This is a genomic window from Kiritimatiellales bacterium, assembly GCA_041656295.1.
GTDB lineage: Bacteria > Verrucomicrobiota > Kiritimatiellia > Kiritimatiellales > Tichowtungiaceae > Tichowtungia.
This window is the reverse complement of the sequence record JBBADV010000005.1, coordinates 146,661-172,776: the sequence shown is the minus strand read 5'-3', so window position 1 is coordinate 172,776 and position 26,116 is coordinate 146,661. Positions and strand designations below refer to the sequence as shown.

Below are 26,116 nucleotides of genomic sequence, written 5' to 3'. Positions count from 1 at the left end.
CACAGATTTACGGATAAAGCGATGAGCAGACAAAGAGCATTGGATGCAATTAACGGCAGAATGAGCGATCGTATTCCACAATATGATTCTCCGGACAATATACTGCTGGCTCAAAAAATTGTGTCATATGACATCTGGAAAGATCCGGAACGGACCATGCTCGACCTGTTGAAATATTATGACATCGATATGATGCATTTTATTCCCAACAGGACGGCGGAATGGAACTTTCCGCTGGTTCGCTATTACAATGATGCCGAGTATATTGAAAACAGCGATACGCTTCCTTATTTAAACGTTTATAAAAATCCGGCGGATAAACCGTATCGTTCGATGTATGACAACCTGCAGATGCAATGCTCTGCGTCGTTCTGGGGTTTGTCGCCGACGCTGGCAATGAAAAAGTATTGTTTCGATTCGCCGGAGGATGTACTGGAATTTAATCCATTGGAACACGACACGTTTTCGTTTGATGAGCGGAAGGATTTTTTCCGGCGCTATTATAAACAGAAGCAGGATTTGCTGGGCGACAGCGGTTTATTCATCGGCTGGTATTATCATACGCTGTTCATGTGGCCGGTGGAAATTTTCGGCTGGGAAAATTTCATGCTGGCCGCCATGTCCGACCCTGAACGGTTCGCAGAAATTCTGGATCAGTTTTTTGAACTGACCAAACGGGATGTATTGGCAATGGCTCAGGTGCCGGATCTTCCGTTGATCGGCTGTCACGACGATTTATGCAACGCAAACGGTCCGATGTTTAATCCCGGCTGGTACCGCGAATTTATTTATGACCGGTATAGCGAGCTGACGCATGCGTTGCGTGACGCCGGAAAAAAATCATTGTTTGTTTGCGACGGCAACGTGGTTCCGGTTCTGGATGACCTTGTCACCGTTGGATTCGACGGAATCGGCATCGACGGTCATTCCGATTTAGAAGCGGTAATAAAAGTATTTACCGGAAAAATTATTACAGGAGGGTTGCGTGCCTCGGTTGTCAGCAATGGAACACCGGAAGAAATTGAATCAATGGTTAAAAAAACGGCGGCGCTGGTAAAAGACGAGCCGGGATATTTTTTTAAAAGCAGCGGAATGTCGGGCAGGACATCGCTTCAAAATATTGATCATTATCAAAAATGCATTCAACTCTACGGACAACGGTAATATTGATTTTATTATAACTGTTTAATAAGGGACGTGTAAAATGCCGGCAAAACCTGAAATTGAAAAATCTGCAGCGAAAAAAAAGGTGGATCCGTTTTTTTTCAGAATCAAAGGTGTTCAGGATGGTAAACCTGCCAACGGATTGATCTGGCATCTTGAGCGAACGATTGGCAATCAGCTGCCCCCGACCGAAGATCGGTTTGTAATAAAAGATGGTCGCAAGGTGCTAAACTCAACTGCATTTCGCACCATGATACGCCGTCAGAAAGATATTCCGCCGGCATTTTATAATACAGTTTATAATCAGGCGGATTATACTGAAACAGAGGATGGCCAATACGATGTATTAACGTGGAACACTCCGCGGGGGCAGGTCACGGGCAGATTGCATAACAGTCATTTTACAGAATACCCGGTTAAAACGATTGATGATGTCGATGTCTGGACGTTTCTTTATGAAAACATGGCGTTTCAGGCAAATCCGGTGTGGTTCGAAAGAAACACCGCGGAACAAGTCAATTTTGATGTGAACTGGTCGCCGGTGCAGCAGTTGTTGCAGTTCGATATGGGAATGGAAAATTTTTACTGTTTTCTGGCGGATGAGCCGGAAAGAATGGAACGGCTGATAACCGCCATGCATGAACGCTTTAAAGACAGGTTGCGGCTGGGGCTGTCTCTTTTTAAAAACGCGTCATGGATGTACTGTGCAGAGAATACGTCGTCGACCGCAATTTCTCCGGCGTACTATCGCAAGCTTACCCTGCCGCATATACGGGAATATGCCCGGATTGCTCATGAAAAAAATGTCCGGCTGATTGTTCACATGTGCGGTCTGCTTAAAGATCTGGCGGATTGTTTTCCTGAAACCGGAATGGACGGCATTGATTCTGTGACGCCGCCGCCGCTTGGCGATACGCCTTATAAATTAATCAGGGATACATGCGGGCAGGACTTTACGATTATCGGTCGGTTGAACGCCTGTCTGTGGGTCGGAAAAAGTAAATCAGAAATACAGTCGATTGTCCGGCGGCAGATTTATCTAAAACTTTTGACGACGCCTTTCTGGCTGATGGTTTCAACCGATGCGCTGTCTGATATTCCGTATGATGATGTAATGAATTTATATGACGCATTGGAAACAATGGAGTGGTAGTCCGGTCATACTGTATGGTTCGCAATTTTAAGGGTTTCGTACACGCCGGAATATTGTTTTTAAAAGGGAGAAAACAGGATGAATATGTATTGGCTGGACTGGGTGATCGTCGGCGCCGTAATTGCAGTGACGGTTTTGATCGGAAAATATACGCAGCGTTTTGTAAAAGGAGTTGCCGACTATCTTTCCGCCGGGCGCTGTGCGGGACGTTATTTGATGATGACCGCACAGGAAATGTCCGGGTTCAGCGCTGCGGCATTAATTGCGAATTATGAGCAATATCATAAGTCCGGATTTACCGGAATCTGGTGGTATCACTTAATGCTGCCGACCACATTGTTCATATCGCTTTCCGGTTTTATCCGATATCGCTTCAGAGAAACGCGGGCATTGACTATGGCGCAGTTTTTTGAAATGCGCTACAGCCGCAGTTTCCGGGTGTTTGCCGGAATACTTTGCTGGTTCTCCGGCATAATAAACTATGGAATTTTTCCCGGCGTCACGGCCCGGCTGCTTATCAGTTTCTGCGGACTGCCAGAAAGTTTTACGTTTGCCGGGATGGTGTGTCCCATGTTTCCCGTTGTCATGCTGATAATGCTGTCGCTGGCGCTTTATCTGACACTCGCCGGCGGACAGATTGCGCTGATGGTAACAGACTTTTTTCAAGGACAGTTTGCGCTGGTGGTTATGGTGGTCATGGCGGTGTTTTTATTAACGCACTTTAATTGGGATGTCATTATGGAGGCGGTGCAGTCAGCGCCGGAAAACCAATCGTTGATTAATCCGTATAAACAATCTGAGCTGAGAGATTTTTCAGTCTATTTCTTTTTAATGATGGGCTTCAACCGGATTTACGGATTCATGGCGTGGCAGGGGTCGCAAGGATATTTTTCTTCGGCGGAAAATCCGCACGAAGCCAAGATGGCGGGAATTCTCGGCGCATGGCGAAGTACATTAAATCCGTTGTTAATGGCAATTCCGCCGGTGATTGCATTTACCGTACTGCATCATGGATTGTATGCGAAGGAGGCCTCGGCCGTTCAGCAGGTCATGAGCTCAATCGCTGATCCTCAAACACAGAAACAAATCCTCACACCGGTAACGATTGTACAGTTTCTGCCGGTTGGAATGGTCGGCCTGTTTACCGCGCTGGCAATTGCACTGGCGGTTTCAACCGACGATACATATTTGCATTCATGGGGCAGTATTTTTATTCAGGATGTTGTGCTGCCTTTTAAAAAGAAAAAGCTGACGCCGGAACAGCACATCCGGTGGCTGCGCTGGGCAGCAGTTGGAACGGCTGTTATCGTATTCTTTTTCAGCCTCTTCTTCCCGTTGCGGCAGTATATTTTCATGTATATGCAGCTTACCGGAGCGATTTTCATCGGTGGAGCCGGATCAGTTATTATCGGCGGCCTTTACTGGAGCCGCGGGACGGCGGCCGGAGCATGGACATCGATGATCACCGGGTTTTTATGTGCAATTATCGGACTGATCATTTTAACCTGGTGGCAGAACATTCCGTTTCTGGCGGCCTGGCGTCCGGGCTGTCCGGTTAACGGCATGCAGGTGGCATTTTTCACCGCACTGATCTGTATGACGTTATACATCACGGTTTCGCTGCTAACCTGCAAAAAACCGTTTGATATGAACTGGCTTCTTCACCGTGGGAAATATGCCGCTGCCGGAGAACATGTTCCGATCGTTGAAAAACAATCATTCCGGTGGAGATTGCTGGGCGTGGATAAAGAATATTCATTAAAAGATAAAATTGTTGCGTCCGGGGTTGCCGGCTACACAATTTTCTGGTCGATTTTGCTGATCGTCGCGACACTGATAAATAAATGGTACAAGTTCTCAGATAAATTCTGGGCGGATGCCTGGCACGTTATCATATTAAGTTTAACCGGTCTGACGATAATTACACTGATCTGGTTTATTTGGGGTGGACTCCGGGACATGGCAAAACTGTTCAAAAAACTAAAAGTTTCAAACAGAGATGCTGCGGATGACGGTTCAGTTAATCAAGCCAACTGATGAGCGCAAATATCAATTAATTGAGCGATAGAGTGGTTTACGTTTTTTATGAAATATTATGTTATCGTACAGTCATTCAGGAACAATTAAAGAGAGGAGTGGAAAATGCTTAAGAGAAAAAACTGCTGTATCATACTGGCATCCGTTGCGTTGTTTGGAATTTATGCATCTGCAGAAGTCACCGTCACTTACAGTGCAGATAAACCGTCGAAAAATGTTCTGACTGATTTTGCTCCGGTGCCTGAAGATATAAACGGATTGCAATGGCGTGCCAATGATAACAACGGCCGGCGTGACGTTGGACAGTCATTTTTGGTGTCTGCTGATACTGTAATGGTTGCGTTCAGTTTCCAGTCATATGGAAATCTGCAGGGCGGTGCCGCCCGTGCTCCGTTCACGGTTAGAATTTATGAAAGCCGCGACGAGTCTACCATCGGAAAAATTATTTCGACTCAGTCGGGGACATACCTTACTCCGGACAGTTCCATCGCTAAAGCCTGGGTGACATTTAACCTTGAAAAAGTGCCGTTGAAAGCAAACCGGTATTATACAGTTACCTTGGCATTTGACCGTTCCAACGTATACAAGCAGGAACAGGTTTTCTGTGCCGCCGCAAAGAGCGATTATCCAAAAGGCAGAAACTGGCGTGCTGAAGACGGTGCTCCGTTTGCGTATCGATCTGTCATCAGCGGCGATCTTGCATTCAGCGTGCAGGTGCTCCCGTAAAACTTAAGTCTTGATTATCAGGTAAGCTATGCCGGTAAAAATTAAAAACGGTGAAACAATCCTGTTTATAGGCGACAGTATTACGGATTGTCTTCACCGTGAAAAACTCCATGCGCCGTTAGGTTGCGGTTATGTCCGCATTTTTGCCGACATGCTCACCGTTCGTGAGCCGCAGAAAAAAATAACCGTAGCCAATCACGGAATCAGCGGAAACAATGTCGGCGATTTGCGCGACCGGTGGCACGACGATGTACTCGAAATTGCACCGGACTGGCTGTCCATCGCCATCGGCATAAATGATCTGCACCATACATTTGAGGGGCGCATCAGCATGCCGGTGGAACAGTTCGGGAATATTTACGATCAGATACTTTCCCAAACAAAAAAACGTCTGCCGGACTGTAACATTCTGTTAATCGACCCGTTTTATATGAGCCGTGACAAAACATCGGACTCGTTTCGTGCGCGTATATTACGGGCTCTTCCGGCGTATATCGACACGGTTCATCAGTTAAGCCGGAAGTATCAAACCCGGTTAGTCAAAACTCACGAACTGTTCCAAAAGCAGTTAAAATATCATAAACTTGAAGTGTTCAGTTCCGAGCCGATACATCCGAACTCTGCAGGGCATTTGCTGATCGCAGAAGCCGTTTACAATGCATTGTCTCTGTAAGTTATAGACGCAAAATCAGTTTCCCAACATGAAGTCGGTTTCGTAGATGGTTTCGAAGCAGAGTTTGTGTTTGGCTTCTTCGGTGGCGGAGGGCGAGGAACATTTTCTGCAGTGCGGATTCATTTACGGCGCAGCGAGATCAGTATAAAGTTTGTATGCTGTTTCTTCGCCCTTGATAGCATAGACGAGTGAATCTTTCCGACGGTGTAATTCCGGCGTGTTTTTTACCTGCGGCGGCACGGTGGTCAATTCCGGCACGATTTCCGGCACCAACAGCACCGGCATTTATGTGAACATACAGGCAACCGTTTAAAATCTGGCTGGCGGTGCAATTTCCGGCGGACAATATACTGTTAATTTAACGACGGACGCGGCGAATGAAGTGTATCTCGAAATCGGCAGCACACTCACTGGCGGAATTAAGATTGACGGCACAAATTCGCTGCTGATATTCGCCAGCGCCGGTGCCGGAGTGCTGAACGACGGACTGGAACTTTCCGATACAATGGTGAAACAGGATTCCGGCGAGTGGACCACTCGCTGTTTAGTTCCCCAGTGTAGTGGAGTGATGTATAACCAGCTCTGGATGGATGAATTATGGGACAGATAGTACACGGATGCGCCCGTACGACTGAGGCGATGCGTCGAACGATACAACATCGTCAAGAGAGCCTGAATGGTCTGGCGCGGAGGCACGGTATTAACCCGAAAACTGCAGCGAAACGGCGACAGCGCACAACGACAAGAGCCCCATGGGGCCTGGGCAACCCCGGTCACAAGAGCTCATCCAGGCCGTTCCTTATACTATCCACACTGTATTGACGGATAACGGAACCCGGTTTACCTCGCCGGGGAACCGACGGTCTGCGACATTGGATATCAAGCAGGCGATAAATTCCGGAAGTCTTTTTCGCGCACATGCCTTTGAGCCGGCTTGCGCCCGAAACAATGTAGATCACTGGCTGACCCAACCCAAACATCCCTGGACCAACAGACAGGTTGAGCGAATGAACCGGACGTTGAAAAAGCGTTATCACTACGGAACTCATGATCAGCTGAAAGAACATGTACAGACCTTTTTGATGGCCTATAATTTCGCCAAACGGCCCAAAGCATTACGCGGTCTTACGCCATACGAATATCTCTGCAACATCTGGACTTCTGATCCAGATCGCTTTAAGTTTGATCTGTTCCACTACACTGTGGGACTAAACATCTAATACCTAATGCCTCGTCCCTATCCAAAAAATCCGGTTATATCCGTGTTATCTACGGTCGAAATCCAATCGCGCCGCAATCAATGAAAAACCTTAATTCTGGTCTTTGTTTAGTGTTTCAGAATGCTCTTCGTCGGCCAGTTCAGCTTTTTTTTCAATTTTTTTATCCGGCTCATTTTGTCCGCGTTTAAATTCATTCAGACTTTTGCCGAGTGACCGGGCGAGTTCCGGCAGTTTTTTGCTGCCGAAAAGCAGGAGGATGACAAAAACAATCAGCAGTATTTCCGGAACGCCGGACATGCCGGGGATCAGTGCGATCATGTTCATTCTTCAGTTCCTTTCTCTTTGATCTCAGCGGATTCGTTTTCATTGACCCGCTTACGCCGTGTCATCAGACGCAGAATTAAAATACAGCATTCGTATAAAATGTACAACGGAATTGCCATTTGCAACTGCGTAATAACATCCGGCGGGGTAAGGACCATAGCCACTACCAGAATTCCAACGATTACGTGTCGCCGGTATTTCGTAAGCTGTTCGACAGTAACAAGCCCCATGCGTCCGGCGAGCAGCAGAATGAGCGGCAGTTCAAATGCGAGCCCGAAGCCGATCAGGAGCTGCAGCACAAATCCGAGATATTTATCAATTTTCCAGTTCGCAACGGTACCGAGATAATCGTTGAAATAAAACATGATGCCGACGGCCACCGGCAACGACATAGAATAGCACATGGCAACGCCGGCGGCGAACAGAATACCACCGAAAATCCCGCCGTACGTCAGCAGTTTTCGTTCGTTCGGCTTAAGTCCCGGCAATACAAACTGCGCAATGAAAAAGATCAGCAGCGGCAGGCTGATTAAAATTCCGGTGGCAAAAATCACTTTTACCACCTGCAGGAATCCTTCCACCGGCGTGGTAGTGATCAGTTCATAATCATAATTGCGCGCCGCCGCAGTTTTAATAATCGGCGCCTGCAGCCAGCGGATCACCGGTTTGACAAACGGTATGCAAACTGCGGTGCAGACGGCAACCGTTATTACGCACCGGACGAGCATCTTACGGAATGCCTCGAGATGTTCCAGAAACGGCTGTTCGCGATCTTCGAGTGTCATCCGTTCTTTCAGTTTTTTGAACGGGTTTTTCATGCCGAAGAATTGCCTTTCGTTGGGTCGTTATCGTCCGGTACGTTGTCGGTTTCCTCCGGGCCGCAATCCGCTTCCACATCATACGGCTCTTCTGTTTCCGGCGGATCATAATTCTGATGAAGCAGATCGCCGTACATGATTTTATACCGGAAATCGGCGGCGGCGCGCTGCATTTTGTCCAGCATCGCATAAATGCTTCGCAGAATGCGCGGGGCGTCTTTTGCACCGAACAGCATAATCAGTACGAGCATGATAAGAATCAGCTCACCGCCGCCGGGGCCTATGAATGCTGTAACAGATAAAATCATCTCAGGAGCATAGCGTCTTGCCGGTTATTGGGAAACTTTTTTGATAAAATATTGCGCACAGAACAGCGAAGCAAGCAGTAAAATCAGAGCAAAAAACAGCTGCAATGAAATTGACACGTCAACCGGTTTTTGACGTTTTAATTTTATAGAATCCGTTTTACAATACATGTTTTATTTGGAGACACTATGGATCTACAGAAACGTGCACGCGAAGTCATGGATATTGAAATTGCCGGAATGCGGAAAGTCCGCGATCAGATTGACGGGCGGTTTGATACGGCGGTGGAGTGGATTCTGGCAGCGCTGAACGCCGGCGGCAAAACGGTGGTGACGGGCGTCGGCAAAAATTTTCACATTGGACAGAAAATCGCGGCAACGCTGACGAGCACCGGCACGCCGGCGGTACTGCTGCATCCCATCGAAGCCATGCACGGCGATTTCGGGATTGTCGGTGACAACGATGTGATTCTGGCGTTGAGCTACAGCGGTGCATCCGATGAACTGATTGCACTGCTGCCGGCGCTCAAACGGCGCAGCGTAAAAATTATTGCTCTCACCGGCGATCCAGCGAGCCCGCTCGGCATGCAGAGCGATCTGGTTCTGACGGTAAAAGTCGATTGCGAAGCGTGTCCGTTCGGCATGGCGCCGACCGCCAGCACAACGGTGACGCTTGCCCTGGGCGACGCTCTGGCCATTGTCCTGCTCGAATCGCGCGGCTTTAAAAAAGAGGATTATGCCAAGCTGCACCCCGGCGGCGCAATCGGCCGCACGCTGCTGCTGAAAGTTGCGGATGTCATGCGCACCGGCGACCGGCTCGCGATGGTCACATCCGGTGCAACCGTGAAGGACGCCATGCTGGCGATGACCGGCGCGCGCGCCGGCTGCGTTGCTGTGGTGGATGCGGATGAAAAGCTGATTGGAATTTTCACCGACAGCGATTTGCGCCGGCACATGCTCAACACGCCGGATATTACCGGCACGGAAATTGATGCCGTAATGACACGCAATCCGGTCTCTCTGCACGCCGGTCAGCTGGCGATTAATATTCTGAAAATCTTCGAAGACAAAAATATTGACGACCTGATTGTGGTTGATGAAGCCAACCGCGTCGTCGGCGCTGTCGATATTCAGGATCTGCCGAAGCTGAAAATTTTGTAGGATTTGCCGGATTGACTTATATACAAGATTTGTATATAAAGCAGCATCATGAATGTAACCGTTAATATTTCATTTGAAGATAAACTGCTTGCCGAAATTGATACCGAAGCCCGGCGCGAATCACGGTCACGGTCGGAATTACTGCGCGAAGCCGCACGCGCGTATGTGCAACGCAAGCAGCGCTGGCAGGATATTTTTGCAATGGGGCGGAGCATTGCTGCGGCAAAAGGATTAACTCCGGCTGATGTGTCCAAAGAAATTTCAACCCATCGCCAGGCTAAACGCAGGACGAGTGTCTGATGTCCGCCCCGGTACGCATCGTGCTGGATTCAAATGTGATTATTTCTGCAATTCTGTTCGGAGGAATTCCCGCCCGCATTTTCAATCCTGTCATGGATGGAAGCGTTGTATGTTTTACCTCGCTGCCGGTCATGGATGAGGTCCGTGATGTTCTTTTGCGTAAAAAATTCGGATTAAGCGCAGAGCAGGCATTTCTTATTGTAAGGGAATTACATGATCTTTTTCACGTTGTGACCCCGCGCCGGACAATTTCCGGTGTTTGTTCAGACCCGGATGATGACCGTATTCTGGAGTGTGCCTTAGAAGCAGATGCACATTTTATTGTTTCCGGTGACGCGCATTTATTACAAATAAAACAATGGGAAAAAATTCAGATTGTTACGCCGGCACAATTTCTAAAGAAAATTGAAAAAATCTAAAAAACTTAATTTTTAAACGGCGGATTCCGGGTCTCGCATTCGGGGCAGCGGGCGAGGGGAATCCGGCGGATCTCCGTGTAGATATATCCGCAGTGTGTGCAGTGATAAATAATTTTACTTTTATTTCTTTTACGCTGCCGGAAAACAACGATGTCGTAGAACACGGCGGCGAACAGCAGAAAAAACAGCGCGCCGGCGAGCGGGAACGTGATCAGAATAAGCGGATCGATGCGGATCATTCGTGCTCCTGTGATAACGGCAGATAACATTCCGGCGACCGGGGATGTTCGAGGGTGAGGCGCAGATCGACGCGCCGCGGCGGAAATGAATCGCTGTAGCCTTTGCGGAACGGCAGCGCAAACACATCGGGGCGGAGCAGTTCGCGGATTATTTCATCGCCGGAATTTTTAAAGGCGAGGTGCGGGTACATTTCCGGCACCGGCGTTTCCGGCAGTTCCGGTGTGAATGCCGTCAGCCAGAATACAAACCAGCCTGCGGCCAGAATTCCGGCGGCGATCCATGCGACCGGCACACGGCGCGGAGCAGATGTGCCAGTCTGTCCTGCTGTTTGCTGAGGGTTCATCGGGCAGTGTTTTGAGTGGCAATCAATATGCGTTTGAATCCGGCGCGGGCGGCCGCATCGTACACAGCGGCGGCAGTGGATTGCGGTACGGCGCGATCGGCCTCAAGAATTAACGCCGCACCGGCACTGTTTTGCACGGCGGCGGTGAGCACAGCTTCAAGATTGTCCGGCGCGACGAGCTCGTCGTTGAAGAAGAAGAGTCCTGCGCTTGAAATGCTGAGTACGGTGTCGTTGTAACGGATGCCGCCGACAGACGCTGCATCCGGCAGCTCGAGCTCAATGCCGGGTTTCAGCACGAACGGCGAAGTTGCGAGCAGAAACGCGACGGTGAGCAACGCGGCATCAAGAAAAACGGTGCCGGTCAGAAATCCGCGGCCGGTTCGCCGGCGCGGCCGGAACGTGCGGTGCAGATAAAGCACGGCTTCGCATTCGCTACGCTTCATGGACTGCTCCGCGGTCGTGTTTCAGAAAGTAAATGATGTCGTTCGCCGTCTGTTCCATATCGAGCGCGATGGATTCAACGCGGCCGACAAGAAAATGATATCCGGCGTATGCCGGAATGCCGGTGATGAGCCCGCCGGCGGTGGTGAGCAGCGCGCTCCGGAGTCCGGCGGATAAATCGCCGATTTCAGCCAGCGGCGAGCCGGCCTGCAGCGCGACGAGCAGGGTGAGCAGTCCGAGCACCGTGCCGAGCAGTCCGAGCAGCGGCAGAATCTGCGCCAGCGAAATGAGCATATTCATATGGCGTTCGAGGCGCGGGATTTCGTGAATCCCCGCCTGCTGTACCGCGTTCAGGAGCTCCTCTTTCGGTTCGTCGCGGTGGAGCAGGGCGGTGCGCACGAGGTGCGCGGCCGGTCCGGGTGTCTGGTCGCAAATACTGATGGCTTCAATGATGTTGCCGTGCCGGACATTGGTGTAAATTCCGTTGAGAAAATCCGCCGTTTTGATCTGCGCGCGATGCAGATGAAACAGGCGTTCCAGAAAAATAATCAGTGCTATCAGTCCGCCGGCCAGAATGAGCCACATCACTGCGCCGCCGCTGTTGATCCATTCACTCATACAAACTCCTTTTAAACCTTGAATGTGTAGAACGCTGAAACGCTGAACTCCAGAGTATTCCGCTGTTCCTTCCGTTTATTATTCCAATTTTCCGGCCTTCCGCTCTTCAAGCTGACGCTGTGCCTCCTCTTGCGCCGGCACGCCGGCGGCCGTTACCTGCTGATAAATTTTTACCGCTTCATCCGGCGGCGGCTGCCCGGCAGCGCAAAAGGCTGCCCGCGCAAACCAGAAGGCCGCATCCGCCGGCATGGGCTCGGTTTGCACTGCGCCGGAATTTACTGCTGTGAGATAATATTCCAGAGCGCGTTCGTTTTGGCCGGATTTTTCTTCACTTCGCGCAATTTTATAAAGTGTTTGAAGTTGCAGCGCAAGCGGCAGCGCCGGGCGTTTTGCAAGCGACTGATAGGCGGTGATCGCTTCCGCATACCGGGCTGGATCGGCCGCGGCGAGGGTGTAAAGACAATCGGCGCGCCGGCCGCGCGCACGAACAGCCATTTCGCTGTCCGGCGATATCCGCACCGCTTCTTCATACGCCAGAATTGCACGCGCAAATTCACCGAGCGCCGTTAACGCTTCACCCTGTGCAAAGCGCGTATTTTGTATCAGCGGACTTGCCGGCGCGGTGCGCACCAGCCTTCCATACATATTAAATGCATCCAGGAAATGCCGGCGGTGCATCAGTGCGCTGCCGCTCCAGAACAGCGCTTCGTCGGCAAGATCATGCTCCGGAAACCGTTCGGCAATTTCCAGAAACTGCTGTTCCGCTTTTTCATAATCACCGCGGTTGTAATAATGCTCGCCAAGCCAGAAAACCACCTCCGGATTCCAGGCGGAGTCGGGATATGTTTCAATAAAACGCTGACAGATTTTCACCGCCTCATCCATATCGCCCTGCAGATACCGGCAGAAACCGCGCATATAATATGCCTGCACCGCTTCGTCCGATTCCGGCCAGCGATTGTACACCTCGTCAAACGTCTGCTGCGCGTCTTCCCATTTTCCGGTGCGGTAGAAAATCAGCCCCTGCTGATGCGTTGCAGCGGACTGCGCCGCCGGTTCCGGATACTGCGCAGCGATCCGCCGGTATTCTTCCGCCGCTGCCGTCCACTGCTGATTCCGCTTTAATATTTCCGCCAGTTGAAACGCCGCCCGAATGGCAAACTCGCTGCCGGGAAAAGATATTTCAGTCTGTGCAAAATCCTTGCGCGCGGCGTCGATCTGTTCTGCAAACAGATTGGCTACGCCGCTTTGGTACAGCGCGCGCGCCGCCAGTTCTGTATGTTCGTGCGTTTCCGCCGCGCGTTTATAGTTTTCTATCGCCTGCCGGAATTGTTTTGCTGCGAGCCGCGCATCCCCTGCTTTCACCAGTGCTGTTGCACGCGGTTCAGATTTTTCGGCGGCGTTTTCGAATGCCATCGCCGCTTCTTCAAAGCGCTGCTGTTCCCAAAGACTCCAGCCTTTGCCGGCCAGCGCATGCGCCTGCAGCTTCGGCTCGCCGGCCACATCCAGAACCGCCTGAAATGCCTGTTCCGCTTCTGCAAACTGCCTGCCGGCGAGCAGGGCATCCGCCTTTTGAGTCAGATCCAGCGCAGCTTTGTGCAGCGCCGGCTGTTCTGCATCCTGTGCAAACAGCACAGATACTGCGATAAACGCCGCCCCAAACAGAAGTAACCGCCGGAAATCCATTGCGCCGCACCATGTTCTTTTCCGTTTATATTTTCCAGCTTTTTTCCGGTTTTGTGGTGAACTTAATTCCCATTTGTGGCGAGTGACACGTTGCAATGACTCTGAACCCTGAACAGTGAGTTGACACATAAAAAAAGACACCGACTCAAGCGCAGTATCTGAACATTCAGTGCCGACGCTATAAACCGGCCCCGCCTGATGGATGAAGTCTGTGCGGTGTGCAACTATGAATGTAAATATGCCAGCAAGCGGCTTAACAGAACCGCTCCGGCGATATAGAAAAAGCTCAGTGTATTCTTTGCCGGAGTTCTTGACGGCGTTGACGGCGCTGTGGATGGTCACGGATCAGCTGTGTTAAGACGCCTGAAGCAGGCGACCGCGCTCTGGCTGCTGCATTATGAACGGCGGCACGGAACCCTGAGGGAGAGGAGTGCAAAAAACAGCTTTGATCTGCGAGTGAATGATGCGGCGGGGCTGTTTGGAGCCAGACTGCACTGGCGGTGATGGCGCAGATAAAGGATATGGGAAAAGCAGCCGTTCCCGCTGCCTGGGCGGACTCGGACAACGGTAGCGAGTTTATCAATCAGCATCTGGCGGAGTATCTGATTAAGCTCCGGTCTATAAGCAGTTGCGTCGCATCGAAAAACTCTGAACTATTTCTTGCATCACGCACAGGATTGAATTATCTATGCGCCTCAGATGCAGGATTGTGTCGGGAAAGCGCTGTGAAAATCAGCCGCTGTCGCGCAGCCGTTAAAGCCGGAATACCGCCGTTTCTGCCGTAAACCAAACGCCTCCGCATGAGAGGCAGAAAGGGTATCATGAAGAAGTATATTGGTGCCGCGCTAGCAGTTATCTGCAGTTGCGGCTTTTCATTTGCAGCCGTTATGTCCGGTGATGTTGTTTCGATTTTTAATTTGAATAACGCAGCAGAATCGATCAGCAGTTTTACCTGGAGTTCATCCGGTGATCTCTATGTGCTGACGGGTGATGCCAGCTGGGGCATGGATATGAATGTTTATAAAAACGACAGTCACTCTTCGGTGTATAACGGGGCTGCCTGGGTGGGTGCGTCTATTTTAAGTGTGGGAAATTACATTTATTTTAACGCCAGCACCTTCACTGACTATCCGCTTTATAAATATGATACTGCGGGTGGCGGAGCTTCTTCTGAAGTTTTAAATTATGAATATTCATACGCATTTGCCGGCTACGGTAACGGTATTTATTTTTCTGCCGGTAATTCATCTTATTCAGGGACAACATTATATTATTGTCCCGTAGGCATTGGCGGCAACCTAGGCGCAGCGGTAGCTATCAGCGAAGAATTTGCGGGCGCATCCGGTCCTGTAGCATTTGATGCCGCCGGCAATTTATACTACGGTTCAGGAGTCGGTTCAGAGGTTTACAAGTTTTCTGCTGCAGATGTTTCCGCAGCGGTTGCAGGCACCGTCATGGATGATCTGGCCAGCTATTTATATTTTGATGCGGTCAGCTATGGGTATGCCGGTGCAACCGGCATGGATGTTGATGCGGATGGAAATCTTGTTGTCTCATTGACCAGCTGGGGCGGCGATTCAGTATTAGTGTCTTACGATGGTACTGATTCATCGATTATTGCATCAAGTGATTCGCGGATATCCCGGGTTGTAAATCGTAACGGTCAGCTTTTTTTCAATGATGCGGAAGGTATTTATCAGGTTGTTCCTGAGCCGGTCAGCGTATTGTTGATTCTGTGTGGCGCGCTGGGCGTTGCCGGCTATCGTCGCATGTTTGCAAACGTTTAATTTGCTTTTTCAAATTCGGCGATCCGGTTTCCGGATCGCCGGTGTGTTTTCGTGTGAAGACCCCGATCGTCAAATCGCGCCGGCTGTTTCTCCGTATTTTATCAGGGGTTCTGCTGACGATGAACTTTCTTTTTGCGGAAGAAGAAGCCGAAGAAAAAAATGAGCTGAAAAACAAAGAGATTCCGGTGATCCGCGTGAGTGCCAATCAGTCCAGAATGACGGATCGCGGGGATATATTAACTGTTCCGGCGGATATAATACGAATTTCCCGTGAACAGATTAAACAGTCGCATGCTGCCAGTGTGCCGGAGCTGTTAACCACACAGGCAAACATTCAATTCCGCTCATCCACCGGTAAAGCAAATACCGGTGAACTGGCGATGCGCGGCTTCGGTGAAAACAGCGGCTTGCGCGTGCTGGTGCTGGTTGACGGGCAGGTGATGAATCGCGCGGACATGGGAACGCTGGATTGGCAGCAGCTTGGCCTTTATAATATTGAGTCCATCGAAGTCCACCGCGGCGGACAGAGTGTGTTATACGGTAATCATGCGCTTTCCGGTGTGGTGGATATCAAAACCCGTAAAGGCGGAGATCCCGGTGCACAACTGAAAGCAACTGCCGGCAGTTTCGGCTTTGAGGAATATTCTGCAAGCGGTTCTGCCAGTATCGGGAATGTTTATTGCGGCGCCGGTGTAATGATTCAGCGTGACGACGGGTTCCGTGAAAATTCCGAATCATGGGCAAAAAATATTAACGGATATATTGGTGGATATTTAAATGAAAACCAGACGCTAACATTCCGGGCGTCCGGCGGTGAAAGCTATTATAAACTTCCTAACTTATTAATTTACAGCGAAATCAAAAACAACCCAACTCATTCGTATAGCGATGGTAATGAAGATGGAAAAACTGATAACGGACGTTTTTCTGCGATATGGGAAGGTAAAACGGATTGGGGCGGTTTTTTTGTTAACGGCGGGTTTAACTGGCGCTCCTACGATATCCAGATGAGCGCAATGTCTTCCGAATCGGATCATCGTGGTGCTTCGCTAACGCCAAGAATTGAATTCGGCACCGAAAGCAATTCAATAATTGCCGGTGTTGATTTGCGATATGATGAATTGGATCATGAAGGTGCCACGGGCGACACTGTTGTTCGAAATAAATTTACCAGTCATGCAGAGCTTTATCGTATTACTGCCGGTCCGTACATAATGGCAAAAAAAACATGGATGGATCTGTTCACATTTGGCGCCGGAGCCCGTTATGAAGTGGCGTATACCAAAGGGAAAAACCTGAAGCATAAAATGCCAGACGGCGATCCGTATATTCCGAATCCATGGGCGCATATTCCCGGTGCGCCGCCGTTTATTCCAAATCCTAATTATTCTCCAGATCCGGAACTGGTTGAAGGGGAATCATTTGATGACAGTGTGGTTAAGCACGGTTTGGCGGCAGAACTTTCACTGACCTGGCGCGTAACCGATTCTTTCAGTGTGTGGGGACGTTATAATACTGTTTACCGTTATCCGGTGCTGGATGAGATGATGTCTTTTCAGGGATATCCAATGATGCCGCCGTTTAACAGCGATCTTGATCCTGAAACCGGTAATAATTTCGAGCTGGGTGTTAAATGTCGTAAAGATAACTGGGAAGCATCTGCAACGTTCTTTTATCTGATGATGGATGACGAAATCGCTTATACGCAAACCTACAATGCCGATGCAGGAAGATGGGACTTTCAGAATGCGAATATCGGTGAAACGGAGCGGCTGGGCGCGGATTTAATGTTCCGTTACGAAAAAGAGAATTATGGCGTAATGTGCATGACAGAACTGGTTCGGGCGCGGTTTATCGATGGAGAGTATAACGGAAAGGAGGTTCCACGCGGCAAAAAAATCCCATTAGTGCCGGAAATTCACGGTTTTGTATCGTTGTGGGCTGAACCGCATCCGAAGGTACGCCTCAGCGGAATATATCAGTGGTTCACAAAGCAGTATGCCGGCGGCGATTTTGATAATGAGAATATAAAATCATCCATTTGGCAGTATGATCTGGTTGGACTTCGTGCCGACATTAAGGTGACAAAAAATCTCAAGCTGTTTTTTAAAGTGGATAACCTGTTTGATAAAATTTATGCATCATCGGCATATCTCGGCGGTTATTATCCCGGAACAGGCAGAGCGTTTTATGGTGGAGCAAGTTTGGAGTTCTGAGATGAAAATAATAACATTATTCATTACAATGATAGCAGCTATTTCCATTTCTGCCGCGCCGCGTGCTCCGTGGGAAATGATGCCGTTTCCCCCGCGCGCCGGCCAGCCCGGCAGTACGGCGATTCATAAAGATGATTCCCGGTTTATCGGCTGGGCGGATGGATATACAAATTTTATTGCCGGAACAGGCTGTGCTGATATGTGGAAAACGCCGGAAAAAGCATTAGGAAAAGCTTTTGGAGATGCGTATGATATTGTTTGCATCGGCGACGCAGGGCAAATCACATTAACCTTTTCTCAGCCGATTATTAACGGCGAAGGGTTCGATTTTGCGGTATTTGAAAACGGATTTACTTCTTTCAGCGACGGAAACGATTGGCTGGAATTAGCCTGGGTTGAAGTTTCTTCTGACGGTATTCATTTTTGCCGGTTTCCTAATTATTCCGCGACACCGAATCCGATTCCGAATTATGGATCACTGGATACACGGAATATTTACGGGCTGGCATCTAAATATTGCCAAGGCTATGGGCATCCGTTTGATTTAAGTGAATTGCAGGAAGCCTATGATGCCATTACGATTAAAGACGGTGTGATCATCAGTAAACCGGCATTTTTTACGCATGAATATGCGCAATCGCTAGCGGATAATTTTCCTTATCTTGATTTAAACAATGTAGGTTATGTCAAATTGATTGATATCGTCGGCGATGGGTCTGCTAAGGATACAGCTGGTACTGTTATTTATGATCCATATCCCACACTGGGAAGTCCTGGATTTGACCTGGATGCTATCGGTGTATTGCATCAAATGCCGTTAAATGGGACATTGCAGACAATCCATTTCCCAGAGATTCCGAATTATAAACTTTCAACTGAATCAATTACATTAAATGCAGCTTCGGATAGCGGATTACCGGTAAAATATTCCATCCGCAGCGGACCGGCAGTTGTAACGAATAATGCGCTGACGTTTACCGGTGCTGGAATCATTATGGTGCAAGCGGATCAACCGGGCGATGAAATGTTTGCACCGGCGTCGCCGGTCATTCGTTCATTCACCGTCGCCGAAAAAGTGCAGCATATTTATTTTGCGCCGGTGCCTAATCAGATTTCCGGCGGTGGAAACTTGCAGTTACAAACGACGGCCAATAGCGGGCTGCCGGTTGATGTTGAAGTCTATTCCGGACCGGTGAGTGTAATGGTGGATACAAATACGCTTGTTTTAACGATTGGCAATGAAACCGGCAGTGTGCGTCTGCGCGCAACACAATCCGGTGATGAAACGTACGCGCCGGCAGCGGAAGTATTTGTTGATTTTAAAATTGTCGCCGCCGGTGCCTCAAATGCGCCGCTGACGTTTGTACAGTGGTGCGCAACTAATGGAATTCCAACGGATATGCGCCTGGATTCCGACGGCGACGGCGTCAGCAATTTTCAGGAATTTATGAACGGCACGAATCCGAACAGCAGTTCCGATTTTTCAGAATTTACAATGATGCCGGCAGCAAATGTTTACGGCGAGCCGGTATTTCAGTTCCGGTACCGTATACACCGGCGTGCGCTCGGACGGGTTGAATTGCAACATTGCGGCGGTTTATTAAATCCCGACAGCTGGCACAATGCCGCACCGGAAATTATTTCCACTGTGAATTCCGGCGATTGCACGGAACTGACGGTTCAGGTTCCGGCGGATTCCGCTGCCGGTTTCTTCCGGTTATTGTTTTGGGAATGAAAAGCCAGCATGCCGCAGATCTGAAAATCTAAAATCAGGGGCGAAGAAAAGGTTCACTGACTTGCGACTTTTAAGTGCACGTTCGATATTTTCCCGCTTTGAATTTGACAACAGAGGGGCTTCTTTCTAGGGTTTCACGCTTCTCTAAAAAGGGAGAAGTGTTTTTATTTGGAGATCACTGCCCGATAGTGTAATGGTAGCACACAAGATTTTGATTCTTGGCGTCTAGGTTCAAGTCCTAGTCGGGCAAAAAGTCAGCGCTTATATAAGGAAAATGAAACGTGAGAATTCTGGCAGGAACTGCTCATCCGGAACTGGCCGTACAGATTGCCGAAAAAGCAGGAAAAAGTCTGTGTGATGTTCAGATCAGCCGTTTTCCGGACGGCGAGATTTTCGTGAAGATCGTCGAAAACGTGCGCGGCGATGATGTGTTTATTGTTCAACCGACGTCTTATCCGCCGAATGAAAACCTGATGGAACTGCTGATTATGATTGATGCGGCGAAGCGGGCTTCTGCTACGCGCATTACGGCGGTTCTGCCGTTTTACGGCTATGCGCGCCAGGATCGCAAAGATCAGCCGCGCGTTCCGATTACTGCAAAACTTGTTGCCAATCTGCTCACCGCCGCCGGTGCAAACCGTGTTTTAACAATGGATTTGCACGCGCAGCAGATCCAGGGTTTTTTTGATATTCCGGTGGACCATTTATATGCAGCACCGGTCATGGTGAAATATTTGCGCGAACAGAATCTGGATAATCTGGTGGTGGTTGCGCCGGATACCGGCGGCATGAAAATGGCCTCAGCTTACGCCGATCTGCTGAATGCCGGTGTGGCAGTGGTTGGCAAAGAACGCAGAAATGCGGAGTGTGTAACAGCCACGCACCTCGTTGGTGATGTCGCCGGTTGTAATACGCTGCTGGTGGATGATATGACGTCGACCGCAGGAACGCTGACGGCCGCAGCTAATCTGCTGAAAGAATCCGGTGCAAAATCAATCCGGGCGGCGGTGACGCATTCACTGTTGAACTGCAAGGGAGTTGAACGCCTGAATGATTCACCGATTGATGAAATAGTGACGACCAACAGTATCCCGCCGCGGTGCGACACCGGTGCGAAAATTAAGATTCTTTCCGTAGCGGAACTGCTGGCAGACGCCATTAACCGCATTCATAAAAATCATTCGATCACATCACTTTTCAGGATAAATTGAGGAGACAAAAATATGAGCACAAAAATTGCAGTGAAAAGCAGAGACCGGAAAGGTTCCGCCGCTTCCCGCCGCTTGCGCCGTGAAGGCTGGATCCCGGGCGTAATCTACAGCAAAGGTCGTGAAGTCCGCGCCGTTTCTCTGCCCAAGCACGAGTTTGAACAGATGCTTCATCGTCATGCCAGTGAGCAGGTGATGATTCCGATTCAGATCGACGGGCAGAAAGAAGAGTCGGTTTTACTGAAAGAGATTCAGCGTAATGCACTGTCCGGCGGTGTTAAACATGTTGATATGCAGGAAGTAGCAATGGATAAAAAACTGCGCGTCAGCGTATTGATTGAGCTTGTCGGCGAAGCAGAAGGTGCCAAGCTGGGCGGTATTCTCGAACAGCTGCTGCATGAAATTGAGATTGAATGTTTTCCGGCGGATATTCCCGAGCAGGTAAAAGTGGATGTTTCCGCGATTAAGCTGGAGGAAATTCTCACAGTAGAGGATATTCCGAAAAGTGATAAATATAAGATTCTGGAAGCTGGAAAAACGGCAGTTGCAACCGTTTATGTCCCGAGGGCTGAGGAGGAAACCGTCAGTGAAGACAAGGCTGCTGACGACGCTGCTGAGCCGGAAGTGATCCGCGAGAAAAAAGACGAAGAGTAACTGCGGAGTTCCTGAATGAAGATTATCGCCGGGCTCGGCAATCCGGGGCTGGGCTATGAAAACACCCGCCACAACATTGGATTTCTGGTTCTTGATGAGCTCGCACAGCGCATGAGCATCCGGTTTCGCCGGAGCTGGCGGATACCGGCACTGATTGCCAAAGGCAGAATTGATGCTGCGCCGGTGCGGCTGATAAAACCGCAAACTTATATGAACCGGAGTGGTGCTGCTGTCGCATCATTTCTTCGCCGAGAAAAATGCGGAACAGATGATTTGATTGTAGTTTTTGATGATGTGGCACTCGGCTTCGGCCAGTTGCGTATTCGTGCGCAGGGTTCGGCAGGAAAGCACAACGGGGTGCAGTCAGTAATCGACGCCCTCGATGGCAATGCTTTCAATAGAATTCGGGTTGGCATCGGAAAGAAACCTGATAATATGCCGCTTTCGGATTATGTCCTTGGCGTATTCTCAGAAGAGGAGTGGGCAGGACTGAGTGAAACAATCCGGCGCGCGGCAGATGCTGTTGAAATGGTTTGCTGCGCAGGGATTGAACCGGCGATGAATTATTTTAACAGAGGACAGGAGTAAGGAGAAAACATTGATGACACTGTATGAGGGACTTTTTATTTTCCCGGAAACATTGGAAGAAGAGCAGCTTGACCAGTCGATCGACCTCGTAAAGGTTGAGCTTGAAAAGCTTGGCGGTACGCTGGGAAGCACAACCCGTTTAGGTAAACGTTCGTTTGCGCGCCCGATGCATAAAACGAAAGCCGGTATCTATGTGGTGATCATGTTTCGTCTAGACGGCGAACAGATCAGTGCATTTAAATACCGCTTGAAACTGGTCAGCGATGTGTTCCGTGCGCAATTTATGAAAAAGGATGAAGCCGTCGCGCAGGAGGCGTAAATTATGTCGACGCTGAATCGAGTTTTTCTAATGGGCAATCTGACCCGCGATCCCGAGGTGCGTTATACGCCGTCCGGTACTGCCGTCGGCGAGCTCGGCATGGCAGTGAATGAAAGCTATAAAAACAAAGCCGGTGAAACGGTGGAAAGCACTGTGTTTGTAGATGTTGAGGTGTGGGCGCGTCAGGCAGAAACCTGCGCCGAATATCTGCGCAAAGGTTCACCGGTTTTTATTGAGGGCCGTTTAAAACTCGACCAGTGGGAAAATCAGCAGGGCGAAAAACGCAGTAAGTTGAGGGTGCGTGCGGATCGTGTGCAGTTTCTCGGCTCGCCGCGTAAATCCGCCGAGATGGCTGACGCTCCGCAGAATATGATGCCGCCGCAGGATGGCGCGGCAGACGATGATGATATCCCCTTTTAATAAGGAAAGGTTACAGTATGGCATACGAAAAAGATGATAAAAAGCCTCTCGAAGGCGTTACTGAAATCGACTACAAAGACGCAGAGATGCTGCGTAAGTTTATGACTGATCGCGGCAAAATTCTGCCGCGGCGTTACAACGGTATCAGTTCCAGGCAGCAGCGTCAGATTAAACGGGCGATCCGTCAGGCACGCGTGATGGGTTTTTTACGCTAATTTTAGGAGAAAACAGAAATGGCTGTTGAAGTTTTATTAATGGATGCGGTTCCGGGGCTCGGAATCGAAGGTGATGTGGTTCGCGTAGCGGACGGCTATGCGCGCAACTATCTTTTCCCGAAAGGCAAAGCGGCTGCGGTAACGGAAGGCAAAAAACGGCAGATCGAAAAGAAGCGTGCGGAACGTCTTGAAATGCTGCGCAAAGAAAAATTTGCTGCCGAAGAACTGGCGAAAAAATTTGAAAATATTTCCTGTACCATCACTGTCAAAACAACGGAGAGCGGTAAACTCTTCGGTTCCGTCGGTGCTGTGCAGATTGTAGAAAAAATCACAGAGCAGGGCCTTAAGCTTGATAAAAATCAGATTAAACTAGCTGCCCCGTTACACGAACTCGGCGTATATGACGTAGATATTGAACTGCATCCTGAAGTCAAAACGGCAGTAAAGGTCTGGATCGTTGAGGAATAATGGGCCTGATCGATCAGAGCGGGCGCCGTCTTCCGCCCTATAGCGAGGAGGCTGAACGCGGTGTTCTCGGTTCTATTCTGATTGATCCTGTTCGTGTCATCGAACTTTGTTCGATGAAGTCTGTTTCCGCCGATTCATTCTATATTCCTGCGCACCGGCTGATATTTGAGCATATCAGTGATATGTATCAGGCCGCGCAGGCCATCGACCTCCTTACAGCCGGCGAAAGCCTTAAAACTTCTGGAAAACTTGATGTTGTCGGCGGCTATGCATTTCTTGAAGGATTGCTTGACAGTACGCCGACCGCCGCTCACGCCGAATTTTACCTTGAATTTGTTAAGCAGAAACATCTGCTCCGGAAAATCATTTCGAAGGCTACCGAGACTATTGACCGCAGCTTTTCGTTAACCGACGACGAAAGTGTCGAAGAACTGCTTGCGCGTGTTGAGCAGGACTTTTTCGAACTGAACGACACCCAAGGAGTTTCTAAAGAAAACTGGCCAGAAACCGTTCGCAACATTGCCGGCAAAATTATTGACGGCATCAGCATGTCCGATGGTGTTCCCACCGGATACATTGATTTGGACAAACAGCTGCGAGGGCTGCACAACACCGATATGATCGTACTTGCCGCGCGTCCGTCTATGGGAAAAACTTCACTGGCTATGAACATTGCCGAACGTGCAGCAATGGCGGATAAACCGGATGGCGGCGGCAAATACGCCGTCGGCGTATTCAGTCTTGAAATGTCGCAGGAGCAGCTGGTCCGGCGTATGCTCTTCAGTCACGCCCGTGTGCCGGCGTGGAAAGATTATCATTCTGCTGAAGATTGTGCGCGGCTTGGTTCTTCCGCAGATAAACTGGGGAAAGCACCCATTGTGGTCGATGATTCCGCCGGACTTGATATCATGGATTTGCGCGCGCGTGCACGCCGCATGAAACGAGTTTACGGCATAGACTTAATCGTGATTGATTATCTTCAGCTGCTGCATGACAAACGCCGCGCGCGCGATGGACGTCAGCAGGAAACCGCTTCTATTTCAAATGGCATCAAGGCCATGGCAAAAGAATTGAATGTGCCGGTGCTCATCCTCAGCCAGCTCAGCCGTGCGCCGGAACAGAGCGGACGCGATAACAAGCCGCGTTTATCCGATTTACGCGATTCCGGCGCCATTGAGCAGGATGCTGATGTTGTACTTTTATTGCGCCGCCCCAGATATTACGACAAAAGCTGTGAAGACGAAAACCTCGCTGTTGTTGATATCGCCAAGCACCGTAACGGACCTACCGGTGAAGTTGAAATGAACTTCTTTGGTGACATCACCCGCTTTGAAGACCGCATAAAGTCGGTGTAAAAATCATTGCGGCCGCCTAATGCAACCATTTTTACGTTGCTTCACAGAGTTTTGTAAACTGCGGCTTGACTTTCATCATAGAAAACCCTTAATATAAAAACCGTGAAACATGAGGTTTTCACGATGTTCTTTAAACAATTCAGCCCGTCCGGATCGGCAATAATTTTCTGATCCGATAGCGAAATACTTAGGGCGCTCAGGACGGTACTGGCGTATTCCGCCTTTATTCTGAGGGCGCCCACCTTGTTTAACAGGGTTCAGAAATGAGCCGCCGGATCCGGGCCTTTTTAAACTGCACTCCATTGCTCCGCATTAGAGCGTATTAAGAAAAACTATAGCCACAAAAAACACAAAAACACACAAAAGTGTAATGTATCGCAGGCACCTTTGCCTGCCTTGGGAAATCCGCGGATAACGTAGATGAACGCAGATATTTAAACCACGGGATACACAACACACACGGAAGTTGTGCAGCAAGCATCAGGCATTAGGGATTAGCAGAGAGGCAGAGTATAGTAGACGCGGCGCCCTCGCCGCGTTCCGTGTTCAGGGTTTTCAGTTTACAGTTGAGAGTTGAAAAGTTCTCAGTGCGCTCTGCGGTTTATCAATCATTCGGCCCATAATTATTTTGCGATTTTTGCGCATTTTTGCGGCTATACATTAATTTAAAATGCTCTAGCGGAGCCCGGTGCATTTCAGCCGGTTGCCGATTGATGACTTTCGATCGGCTTTCTTTTTGACCGGATTATGGGATATTTTATGGAAGTTAACCCGGAAAATAAAAAGGTTCAAGACAGGTTAACAGGGTTGATATAGCCCTTAAGATGTTGTCTTGAAATGAGTAATAAATATATTTTCCATTCACGGATTTCGGAGCACGATTTCCGGCGGATTATCCGCTGCTTCTCGGTGGATATTGAAGCATCCAAGATGGCCGTTCTTACCGGGTTGAGTCGCAACATAATCAACCGGATTATTTCTGCGGTACGCCAGCGGGTCGCTGAATGCGGTGAGCTGGAAAGCCCTTTAAATGCGGTGAATTCGAATTGGATGAAAGCTGTTTCGGTGCCCGGCGTGTACGAGGAATTCGCGGTCGTGGCGCAAAAGGAAAAACCATTGTGTTTGGATTGATCAAACGAAAAGACCGGGTCTGCACTCAGGTTGTTAAAAACTGTTCTGTAAAGGAGTTACTTCCTATTATACAACAGAAAGTTGATACAGAATCGATCGTATATACCGATGGATTTAAAAGTTACGATGGCCTGGTAAATTTCGGTTACCGGAAGCATTACAGGATTCATCATGGGGAGAATGAATTTGCTGCCGGACGCAATCATATCAACGGTATTGAAAACTTCTGGAGTCTTGCTAAGGTCCGGCTTTCAAAATTCAGAGGGATTCACAAATCAACGTTTTATCTCCATCTGAAAGAGTGTGAATTCCGATTGAATCATCATCACGAAGACCTCTATCAGATACTGTTAAAAATGTTCAGAAAGCGTCCCATTAACTTGTCTTGAACC

The 26,116-nt window shown here is 49.3% G+C and carries 30 protein-coding genes, 1 tRNA gene, 2 pseudogenes and 1 riboswitch; of the genes and pseudogenes, 24 read left to right on the top strand and 9 right to left on the bottom strand.

What is annotated here, in order from left to right:
• The first annotated feature begins 21 nt into the window (after positions 1-21).
• The 5 genes from WC959_05095 to WC959_05075 all read left to right on the top strand — a co-directional run bounded on the left by WC959_05095 (position 22) and on the right by WC959_05075 (position 5,753).
• Complete coding sequence (locus WC959_05095; GenBank protein MFA5688503.1) at positions 22-1,164, top strand: uroporphyrinogen decarboxylase family protein; 1,143 nt, start codon at positions 22-24, stop codon at positions 1,162-1,164.
• Positions 1,165-1,204: 40 nt separating this feature from the next.
• Positions 1,205-2,317: a uroporphyrinogen decarboxylase family protein gene (locus tag WC959_05090; GenBank protein MFA5688502.1), complete on the top strand. Its 1,113-nt coding sequence runs from the start codon at positions 1,205-1,207 to the stop codon at positions 2,315-2,317.
• 78 nt (positions 2,318-2,395) lie between these two features.
• Positions 2,396-4,354: a hypothetical protein gene (locus WC959_05085; protein MFA5688501.1), complete on the top strand. Its 1,959-nt coding sequence runs from the start codon at positions 2,396-2,398 to the stop codon at positions 4,352-4,354.
• Between the two features lie 105 nt (positions 4,355-4,459).
• On the top strand, positions 4,460-5,080 hold the full coding sequence (locus tag WC959_05080; protein ID MFA5688500.1) for a hypothetical protein: 621 nt from the start codon (positions 4,460-4,462) through the stop codon (positions 5,078-5,080).
• Positions 5,081-5,108: 28 nt separating this feature from the next.
• Positions 5,109-5,753, top strand: a complete 645-nt coding sequence (locus WC959_05075; GenBank protein ID MFA5688499.1) for an SGNH/GDSL hydrolase family protein — start codon at positions 5,109-5,111, stop codon at positions 5,751-5,753.
• Positions 5,754-5,876: 123 nt separating this feature from the next.
• Here WC959_05075 and WC959_05070 read toward each other — a convergent pair whose 3' ends face one another.
• Positions 5,877-6,038 carry a hypothetical protein gene (locus tag WC959_05070; GenBank protein ID MFA5688498.1) on the bottom strand — a complete coding sequence of 54 codons (162 nt, stop codon included), beginning with the start codon at positions 6,036-6,038 and terminating at the stop codon, positions 5,877-5,879.
• A gap of 97 nt (positions 6,039-6,135) precedes the next feature.
• On the opposite strand from WC959_05070, the gene WC959_05065 reads away from it, so the two are divergent.
• The gene (locus WC959_05065) at positions 6,136-6,363 is read left to right on the top strand and encodes a hypothetical protein (protein ID MFA5688497.1); all 228 of its coding nucleotides are present in this window, start codon (positions 6,136-6,138) and stop codon (positions 6,361-6,363) included.
• Positions 6,351-6,973: pseudogene (locus WC959_05060) on the top strand (integrase core domain-containing protein). The gene WC959_05065 and the pseudogene WC959_05060 overlap by 13 nt, the downstream one beginning before the upstream one ends.
• Before the next feature lie 90 nt (positions 6,974-7,063).
• Here WC959_05060 and tatA read toward each other — a convergent pair.
• From tatA to WC959_05045, 3 genes are read right to left on the bottom strand one after another with little or no spacing between them, the layout of a single operon-like run.
• Complete coding sequence (gene tatA, locus WC959_05055) at positions 7,064-7,291, bottom strand: twin-arginine translocase TatA/TatE family subunit (protein ID MFA5688496.1); 228 nt, start codon at positions 7,289-7,291, stop codon at positions 7,064-7,066.
• A gap of 2 nt (positions 7,292-7,293) precedes the next feature.
• Positions 7,294-8,115: a twin-arginine translocase subunit TatC gene (tatC, locus tag WC959_05050; protein ID MFA5688495.1), complete on the bottom strand. Its 822-nt coding sequence runs from the start codon at positions 8,113-8,115 to the stop codon at positions 7,294-7,296.
• Entirely contained in the window at positions 8,112-8,423 is a 312-nt protein-coding gene (locus WC959_05045) for a hypothetical protein (GenBank protein MFA5688494.1), read from the bottom strand. The genes tatC and WC959_05045 overlap by 4 nt, the downstream gene beginning before the upstream one ends.
• Before the next feature lie 186 nt (positions 8,424-8,609).
• Here WC959_05045 and WC959_05040 point away from each other — a divergent pair, with 186 nt between their 5' ends.
• Genes WC959_05040 through WC959_05030 form a run of 3 tightly spaced genes read left to right on the top strand, consistent with a single transcriptional unit; the run spans position 8,610 to position 10,300 of the window.
• The gene (locus WC959_05040; protein MFA5688493.1) at positions 8,610-9,581 is read left to right on the top strand and encodes a KpsF/GutQ family sugar-phosphate isomerase; all 972 of its coding nucleotides are present in this window, start codon (positions 8,610-8,612) and stop codon (positions 9,579-9,581) included.
• Between the two features lie 48 nt (positions 9,582-9,629).
• The gene (locus tag WC959_05035) at positions 9,630-9,881 is read left to right on the top strand and encodes a ribbon-helix-helix domain-containing protein (protein ID MFA5688492.1); all 252 of its coding nucleotides are present in this window, start codon (positions 9,630-9,632) and stop codon (positions 9,879-9,881) included.
• Entirely contained in the window at positions 9,881-10,300 is a 420-nt protein-coding gene (locus WC959_05030) for a putative toxin-antitoxin system toxin component, PIN family (protein ID MFA5688491.1), read from the top strand. The genes WC959_05035 and WC959_05030 overlap by 1 nt, the downstream gene beginning before the upstream one ends.
• A 5-nt stretch (positions 10,301-10,305) precedes the next feature.
• On the opposite strand, the gene WC959_05025 is transcribed toward WC959_05030, so the two are convergent.
• From WC959_05025 to WC959_05005, 5 genes are all read right to left on the bottom strand, one after another.
• Complete coding sequence (locus WC959_05025) at positions 10,306-10,539, bottom strand: hypothetical protein (protein ID MFA5688490.1); 234 nt, start codon at positions 10,537-10,539, stop codon at positions 10,306-10,308.
• Positions 10,536-10,883 (bottom strand): hypothetical protein, encoded by a 348-nt coding sequence (locus WC959_05020; GenBank protein MFA5688489.1) that lies wholly within the window; start codon positions 10,881-10,883, stop codon positions 10,536-10,538. The genes WC959_05025 and WC959_05020 overlap by 4 nt, the downstream gene beginning before the upstream one ends.
• Positions 10,880-11,326, bottom strand: coding sequence for a biopolymer transporter ExbD (locus WC959_05015; GenBank protein MFA5688488.1), 447 nt, complete (start codon positions 11,324-11,326; stop codon positions 10,880-10,882). Before WC959_05015 ends, WC959_05020 begins: the two co-directional genes overlap by 4 nt.
• Positions 11,316-11,942, bottom strand: coding sequence for a MotA/TolQ/ExbB proton channel family protein (locus tag WC959_05010; protein MFA5688487.1), 627 nt, complete (start codon positions 11,940-11,942; stop codon positions 11,316-11,318). The genes WC959_05015 and WC959_05010 overlap by 11 nt, the downstream gene beginning before the upstream one ends.
• Before the next feature lie 78 nt (positions 11,943-12,020).
• Positions 12,021-13,628 carry a tetratricopeptide repeat protein gene (locus WC959_05005; GenBank protein MFA5688486.1) on the bottom strand — a complete coding sequence of 536 codons (1,608 nt, stop codon included), beginning with the start codon at positions 13,626-13,628 and terminating at the stop codon, positions 12,021-12,023.
• A 351-nt stretch (positions 13,629-13,979) separates the two neighbouring features.
• Here WC959_05005 and WC959_05000 point away from each other — a divergent pair, with 351 nt between their 5' ends.
• The 14 genes and pseudogenes from WC959_05000 to WC959_04935 all read left to right on the top strand — a co-directional run bounded on the left by WC959_05000 (position 13,980) and on the right by WC959_04935 (position 26,113).
• Positions 13,980-14,132 (top strand): hypothetical protein, encoded by a 153-nt coding sequence (locus WC959_05000; GenBank protein ID MFA5688485.1) that lies wholly within the window; start codon positions 13,980-13,982, stop codon positions 14,130-14,132.
• A gap of 193 nt (positions 14,133-14,325) precedes the next feature.
• Positions 14,326-14,457: riboswitch (adenosylcobalamin-variant (AdoCbl-variant) riboswitch) on the top strand.
• A gap of 175 nt (positions 14,458-14,632) precedes the next feature.
• Positions 14,633-15,415 carry a hypothetical protein gene (locus tag WC959_04995; protein MFA5688484.1) on the top strand — a complete coding sequence of 261 codons (783 nt, stop codon included), beginning with the start codon at positions 14,633-14,635 and terminating at the stop codon, positions 15,413-15,415.
• 53 nt (positions 15,416-15,468) lie between these two features.
• Positions 15,469-17,631, top strand: a complete 2,163-nt coding sequence (locus WC959_04990) for a TonB-dependent receptor (GenBank protein ID MFA5688483.1) — start codon at positions 15,469-15,471, stop codon at positions 17,629-17,631.
• 1 nt (position 17,632) lies between these two features.
• Entirely contained in the window at positions 17,633-19,366 is a 1,734-nt protein-coding gene (locus WC959_04985; protein ID MFA5688482.1) for a hypothetical protein, read from the top strand.
• 179 nt (positions 19,367-19,545) lie between these two features.
• Positions 19,546-19,616: transfer RNA gene (locus WC959_04980), tRNA-Gln, on the top strand.
• A 31-nt stretch (positions 19,617-19,647) separates the two neighbouring features.
• Complete coding sequence (locus WC959_04975; protein ID MFA5688481.1) at positions 19,648-20,577, top strand: ribose-phosphate pyrophosphokinase; 930 nt, start codon at positions 19,648-19,650, stop codon at positions 20,575-20,577.
• Positions 20,578-20,589: 12 nt separating this feature from the next.
• Positions 20,590-21,228, top strand: a complete 639-nt coding sequence (locus WC959_04970) for a 50S ribosomal protein L25 (GenBank protein MFA5688480.1) — start codon at positions 20,590-20,592, stop codon at positions 21,226-21,228.
• Positions 21,229-21,243: 15 nt separating this feature from the next.
• Positions 21,244-21,816 (top strand): aminoacyl-tRNA hydrolase, encoded by a 573-nt coding sequence (pth, locus tag WC959_04965; protein MFA5688479.1) that lies wholly within the window; start codon positions 21,244-21,246, stop codon positions 21,814-21,816.
• A gap of 13 nt (positions 21,817-21,829) precedes the next feature.
• The gene (gene rpsF / locus WC959_04960; GenBank protein MFA5688478.1) at positions 21,830-22,135 is read left to right on the top strand and encodes a 30S ribosomal protein S6; all 306 of its coding nucleotides are present in this window, start codon (positions 21,830-21,832) and stop codon (positions 22,133-22,135) included.
• Positions 22,136-22,138: 3 nt separating this feature from the next.
• Complete coding sequence (locus WC959_04955) at positions 22,139-22,555, top strand: single-stranded DNA-binding protein (protein ID MFA5688477.1); 417 nt, start codon at positions 22,139-22,141, stop codon at positions 22,553-22,555.
• 17 nt (positions 22,556-22,572) lie between these two features.
• Positions 22,573-22,770: a 30S ribosomal protein S18 gene (gene rpsR / locus WC959_04950; protein MFA5688476.1), complete on the top strand. Its 198-nt coding sequence runs from the start codon at positions 22,573-22,575 to the stop codon at positions 22,768-22,770.
• Between the two features lie 18 nt (positions 22,771-22,788).
• Positions 22,789-23,238, top strand: a complete 450-nt coding sequence (gene rplI, locus WC959_04945; GenBank protein MFA5688475.1) for a 50S ribosomal protein L9 — start codon at positions 22,789-22,791, stop codon at positions 23,236-23,238.
• On the top strand, positions 23,238-24,593 hold the full coding sequence (gene dnaB, locus WC959_04940) for a replicative DNA helicase (protein MFA5688474.1): 1,356 nt from the start codon (positions 23,238-23,240) through the stop codon (positions 24,591-24,593). The genes rplI and dnaB overlap by 1 nt, the downstream gene beginning before the upstream one ends.
• An 837-nt stretch (positions 24,594-25,430) precedes the next feature.
• Positions 25,431-26,113, top strand: a pseudogene (locus tag WC959_04935) (IS1595 family transposase).
• Positions 26,114-26,116: the final 3 nt, after the last annotated feature.